This window comes from Pseudoalteromonas porphyrae, assembly GCF_001298125.1.
GTDB classification, from domain to species: domain Bacteria; phylum Pseudomonadota; class Gammaproteobacteria; order Enterobacterales; family Alteromonadaceae; genus Pseudoalteromonas; species Pseudoalteromonas neustonica.
The window spans coordinates 452,864-458,893 of the sequence record NZ_LHPH01000001.1; the positions used below are offsets into that span (position 1 = coordinate 452,864).

4 protein-coding genes are annotated in these 6,030 nt (G+C 39.0%); 3 read left to right on the forward strand and 1 reads right to left on the reverse strand.

What is annotated here, in order from left to right:
* Positions 1–132 precede the first annotated feature (132 nt).
* Positions 133–1,404: a sugar MFS transporter gene (locus ADS77_RS01840; RefSeq protein ID WP_054203718.1), complete on the reverse strand. Its 1,272-nt coding sequence runs from the start codon at positions 1,402–1,404 to the stop codon at positions 133–135.
* Between the two features lie 142 nt (positions 1,405–1,546).
* Between ADS77_RS01840 and ADS77_RS01845 the strand changes: the two genes are divergently transcribed.
* The 3 genes from ADS77_RS01845 to ADS77_RS01855 all read left to right on the forward strand — a co-directional run bounded on the left by ADS77_RS01845 (position 1,547) and on the right by ADS77_RS01855 (position 5,662).
* Entirely contained in the window at positions 1,547–2,764 is a 1,218-nt protein-coding gene (locus ADS77_RS01845) for an AGE family epimerase/isomerase (RefSeq protein WP_054452664.1), read from the forward strand.
* Positions 2,761–3,720, forward strand: coding sequence for a carbohydrate kinase family protein (locus tag ADS77_RS01850; protein ID WP_054452667.1), 960 nt, complete (start codon positions 2,761–2,763; stop codon positions 3,718–3,720). The genes ADS77_RS01845 and ADS77_RS01850 overlap by 4 nt, the downstream gene beginning before the upstream one ends.
* Before the next feature lie 211 nt (positions 3,721–3,931).
* Entirely contained in the window at positions 3,932–5,662 is a 1,731-nt protein-coding gene (locus tag ADS77_RS01855) for a hypothetical protein (RefSeq protein ID WP_054452669.1), read from the forward strand.
* Positions 5,663–6,030: the final 368 nt, after the last annotated feature.

The window sequence follows — 6,030 nt, forward strand, 5'->3', positions numbered from 1 at the left end:
ATACGTATTCAATAGAAAATAGGTAAATTTGTAAAATAATTGCGATTGATGAAAGGAAGTACTTTTTTCAGGTAATAAAAAATGCACTTACACAGCGTGTAAATGCATTTTTTTAAATCATTTTATACAATTTTAACTAATTTTTTGTTGCCATACATTACTTAATCTAACAACATTCATGCCATACCAAGCGATAAATACATAGCAGATTGCAGGAACCAAAAAGCTAATTTGTATGTTTACAACATCAGCAATAACACCTTGTAATAATGGGATAAGCGCACCACCAACAATCGCTAAACATAACCAGCCAGAGCCTTTGCTCGTTAGTGAGCCCAGCCCCTCGATAGCAACTGAAAATATTGTAGGGAACATAATTGAGTTAAATAAACCAATGGCAAGCACGGCATACAACGCAATATTACCCTCAGTGAATACCGTCACTAACAACAATGCGATTACTGCACACGCATTGAAAAGTAACGCTTTAGATGGCGCTATTTTTTGTAATAAAGCAGAACCAATAAAACGTCCCACCATCGCACCGCCCCAATAGTAGGCAATGAGTTTAGCTGCATCATGCTCTTCAAGCCCAGCTATGTGTGCTTCGCCAAAAAAGTTAACCAAAAAGCTACCAATCGCGACCTCTGCCCCGACATAACAAAAAATAGCCACGACACCCATAATCAAATGTGGCGCTTGTGTTAAAGAATGATCTTTTGCTTTGCAGTTAAAATCTTCTTTATGTGATTTAATTTCTGGTAATTTTAAAAAAGCAAAAACAACGGCAATTGTCATTAATGCCGCTGCAAGCATAAGGTAAGGGACTTTTACAGATTCAGCTGACGCTGCGTTGACGGTTAATGAGCCTGCTGCGCCAAAAAACAAAATCCCGCCAACCCATGGACCAATTGTGGTTCCAAGAGAGTTAAGCGCTTGGGCTAAGTTCAAACGCGATGATGCTGTTTTGTCAGGCCCTAAAGCTGCAACATAAGGGTTTGCTGATACCTGTAAAACAGTAATACCACCAGCAAGAACAAACAAGGCGGTTAAAAATAACCAATATTCATGAACAACAACCGCTGGGTAGAACAACATACAACCCGCAGAGGCAACTATCAGCCCCGTTAAGACTCCTTTTTTATAGCCAAATTTATTAACCAACATACCCGCAGGTAAAGACACAATAAAGTAAGCGCCAAAGAAACAAAATTGTACCAGCATCGCTTCAGTGTAACTTAAATCGAATACCCCTTTTAATCGTGGGATTAATACGTCATTAAGAACGGTAATAAAACCCCAAAGAAAAAATAGGGTTGTCATTGCCGTCAATGGCAGCAGGTAATTTTTATTTGACTGCGGTTCATTGGTGGCAAAGTTTTGATTTGTATTTATTTCACTCACGTGATTTTCACTCCATTAACAAGTTATCTCTGATTCTACACACTGCAACAAGAAGATCACAAACTTTTATTTGGATCGTTCCATATTTTTTATTTAATGGTATAGTTATTTAACTAATTTAATTAACTTGAAGTGGATATAGATGTTGGCTAATTTCCAAAGCTGTGATTTTTTACAAGAACATATCAAAACAACCTTAAATTTTTATCACCCACATTGTGTTGATAAACAAGATCAGGGTGGCTTTTACCACTTCTATAAAGACGATGGCACCATTTATGATAGACAGACACGTCATCTAGTCTCTAGTACGCGTTTTGTATTTAACTATGCAATGGCTTATTTAGAATTCGCCGACGAGCGTTATTTACCATTAATACAACATGGTCTAGATCACCTAGAAAATGCACATAAACAATCCTCTGGTGGCTATGCTTGGTTAATAAAAAGCGACGACAACAAAGATCTGCATATTGTTGATGATACAAACCATTGCTATGGGCTTGCGTTTGTACTATTGGCAAACGCAGTAGCATTAAAAGCAGGTTTTAGTGAGTGTAAACACACCATTGAGCGTGTATGGCAATTGCTCGAAAGCAAATACTATCAGCCTAAATATAATGCCTATTTAGATGAAATTAACGGTGACTTTTCTATTGTGGATGAGTACCGTGGGCAAAATGCTAACATGCATTTATGCGAAGCGCTGCTAATGTGTTACGAAGCAACGCAAGACAAACAATACTTAAACCGTGCAGAAACACTCGCCCTTACTTTTACAATAAAAAATGCCAGCAGAGAAAATGGACTCGTTTGGGAGCATTACAATAGCCAGTGGCAAATTGATTGGCAATACAATTTAGATGATCCTAAACACCTGTTTCGCCCGTGGGGATTTCAACCCGGTCATCAAACTGAATGGTCAAAGTTGCTATTAATTTTAAATCGACACAAACCACAGGCATGGCTTATAGAACGTGCCGAGCACCTTTTTAATACCGCAATGGAGCATGCATGGGATAACACCTATGGTGGTATATGCTATGGCTTTGCCCCAGATGGCAGTATTTGTGATGGTGATAAATACTTTTGGGTACAAGCTGAATCATTTGCAGCTGCCGCACTGCTCGCGCAGGCAACTGGTAATGAAAAATACTGGCACTGGTATGATAAAATTTGGCAATACAGTTGGCAGCACATGGTTGATCATACCCATGGAGCTTGGTATCGAATTTTAACCAACGACAATAAAGCATACAATGACGAAAAATCCCCAGCCGGTAAAACAGATTACCATACAATGGGAGCATGCTATGAAGTGTTACGTGCGTACAAATTAGTAAAAGGTGGTGAGGCATGAGCTTAGTGTGTTTTGGTGAAGCATTAATCGATTTTTTGTCTGATGGGAAAAGCCCTGAATCATTTACTAAATATGCAGGCGGAGCACCTGCAAATGTTGCGGTTGCCGCAGCTAAACTTGGTTTAAAAAGTAGCTTTTGTGGCATGCTAGGTCAAGATATGTTTGGTGAGTTTCTAGAGCAACAATTTACAAGCTTAGGTGTAAATACGCAGTATTGTAAATTTACTAACAAAGCCAAAACAGCGCTGGCTTTTGTATCTCTTGATGAGCACGCTGAACGTAGCTTTAGCTTTTATCGCCCACCAGCGGCTGATTTGTTATTTAAAGTAGACGACTTTAATTCTGCGATGTTTACAGAGCACGCGTTATTTCATGTGTGTAGTAATAGTCTAACTGAGCATAATATATATCAAACCACCATATATGGCTTAACACAGGCTAAAAAAGCGGGGGCTATTTGTAGTTTTGATATGAACTTACGGGAAAATTTATGGCCAAGCTTACGCTATACTGTTGAACGAATTTGGCATGTTATTTCTCTTTGCGACATTGTTAAATTATCAAAAGAAGAACTTGAATTTTTAAATAAAAATAGCCACAAAGATCATGATCTCGAACATACTATTTCTGCCGTACTTGAAGCAGGTGTAACCTGCCTGCTTATAACTGATGGCGGTGCACCAATTCACTATTGCCACAGCACATATCGCGGCCAGGTTATGCCACCTAAAACGAAAGTTGTCGACACCACAGCAGCTGGCGATGCATTCATTGGCGGGTTCCTATCGCAAATAGGCATTAAATGTGTAAATAAAAAAGCATTTAAACTACTTTGCGCTGAACAATCAAATATCACCAATGCCGTGAGCTTTGCTGCCAGTGCCGGCGCATTTGCAGTCAGTAAATATGGTGCATTTTCCTCATTACCAACCGCAGCCGATCTACCCCAACAATAACTAAAACCTTACAGCGTGTGTATCAACGCACACGCTTTTCAACACTAATTGAAGATACCCAACCCACTGTTCGTAAATTAAAATACGATTAAATGTAATCCTGAAACCAAACTCAAATAGTTTCGCCTAGCCTGCAAAGATACTTTTATGCTATCGTCTTGATAACAAACACCAAAAAACGTACTTTCGTAGTGCAAAAAGGAATTTATTAATGAATGCAAAATTACTTACGGGTTGTGCAATTGCTGTTGCGGCTGGGGTATTAATCTATACACAAACTGAAACTTCATCAGCCTCCATTGAACTTGCACAGCTTGATTACGTCCCTGCTGACACCCCTTTATTTTACGGTCAGTTAAAGCCTTTTCCATACAGTAAATACTTTGACTTACTCCCAGAGCAAATGAAAGGTGCAGACGATTTAACACCGTTAATCGAAAATTTAACAACGAACAATAATAAAAACGCACAGTTTTTAGCATCGCTTCTTACACAATACCAAGCATCTCTGAGCTCTTATGATGCTCTAAAAGCAGCTTGGGGATTCGCAGACGACTATAAAGGCTTGGCCTATACAATTGGCTTAATGCCCGTGTTGCGCTATCAATTAGACGATGAAACTGCATTATTTAATACAATAAATAGCTCCGCGGATAAAGCAGGGATTAACTTTACAACGAAAACCATCGAAGGAGTTAACTACACTACGTATCCTTTAGTATTTGAAGATGATATTACGATAAACCTAATTGTGTCAGTTAAAGACAAGTGGGCCACAATTACGTTTGATACAAAACTCAATACCTCTGACGATTTACGCCTTGCGTTAGCAATTGATAAACCAAGTAAATCGCTAACACAAACCAATAAGCTTAATAATTACATTGCTAAGTATTCATTCGATGGCCACTCAGTTGCTTATATAGATCATGTTGAAATTGCCAATGCTATTACCGCCAAAACACCATCACGTTTAGGTGACATGCTTGATGAACTGCTGCAACAATTAGGCAACCCTCAAGCTTTTGACATTGCAAGAACACCGCAGTGTCAAAATGACATTACCAACCTTGTTAGTTATTGGCCGGCATCAGTAACAGGTAGCACGTACATACAAGTAACAAACTCTGATGCTCACTTTAAAGCGGATGCTATTTTACAAAGCACAGCGACTGATATTATTAAGACACTAAAATCTGTTCGTGGTTTTGTGCCTGAACATACAACACAACTTGACGGCCAAATGCTAAGCTTTGCTTATGGCGCGGATATTTCAAAAATTCCACCGCTTATTAATATACTTTCAAGTGCATTTAAAAAAGCTGAATTCGAATGTGCCCCTCTTGTTGACTTACAACAACAAACGCAAGACACAAATTTAGCTGCACTATCAATGATGACCGCTATGGCCAATGGTATTCAAGGTGTGAGCTTAAGTGTTCAAGATCTTGTTTTAGAAGCTGATGCAAATCAGCAGCCACAACTAAAAGCTTTCGATGCACTAATCACACTTTCAGCAACAGATCCTGATAATTTACTTTTTACTGCTAAAGGGTTTTTACCTGCATTAGCAGATATTGAAATACCAGAGAACGGAGGTGCTGTTAGTATCAATACTGCAATTCCTTATCCTTTACCTGCTGGCCTTGATATTAAATTAGCTAAAAAAGGGAAACATCTTGTTTTATTCACTGGTGAAAAGTCAGCGACTATTGCAAATACATTATCAGAGCAAGCGCTTGAAAAAAATGGATTTTTAAATACCGCAGTTGATCTTAATTCATTAATGACGCCGGTCATCAACGTATTTAAAATGACAGGACAAGTGCTCCCTGAACAACTTGATCAGTTAAAAAATCAAACCATGTCTGTCTACTTTGCTACGGATATAAAAGATGAAGGGATTGTTGTTAATTCAGAGATCAAAATTACTAAAGAGTAATTTTAATTAAATAAAAAGGGGCATTGATTGCCCCTTTTATTTAATCTTCTATTAGGGCGTGTTGACCTTTGTGGATTGAAATTTGTTCAACCTAGGAGCGATTTAATCGCGGCGCGAGGTTTGTAATCGAGTGGACTAAGTAAAAATCGAGCAAAGCTTCCGCGTCCTGCTCACGCCCCTTACCTACATCCGTGTAGGTAACAAAGAGTTAATCGCTCCTAGGAAGAACCCTTTGGGCCGCGCATGTTTGGCATTTATACTGCGTTATCGCCTACTTATGGGGAACAACCACACTGCATAGGCGCTGCCTTGCCTAAATACCAAACAGACTGCTGCAAAATCAATCACGAAAGGTCAACACGCCCTAG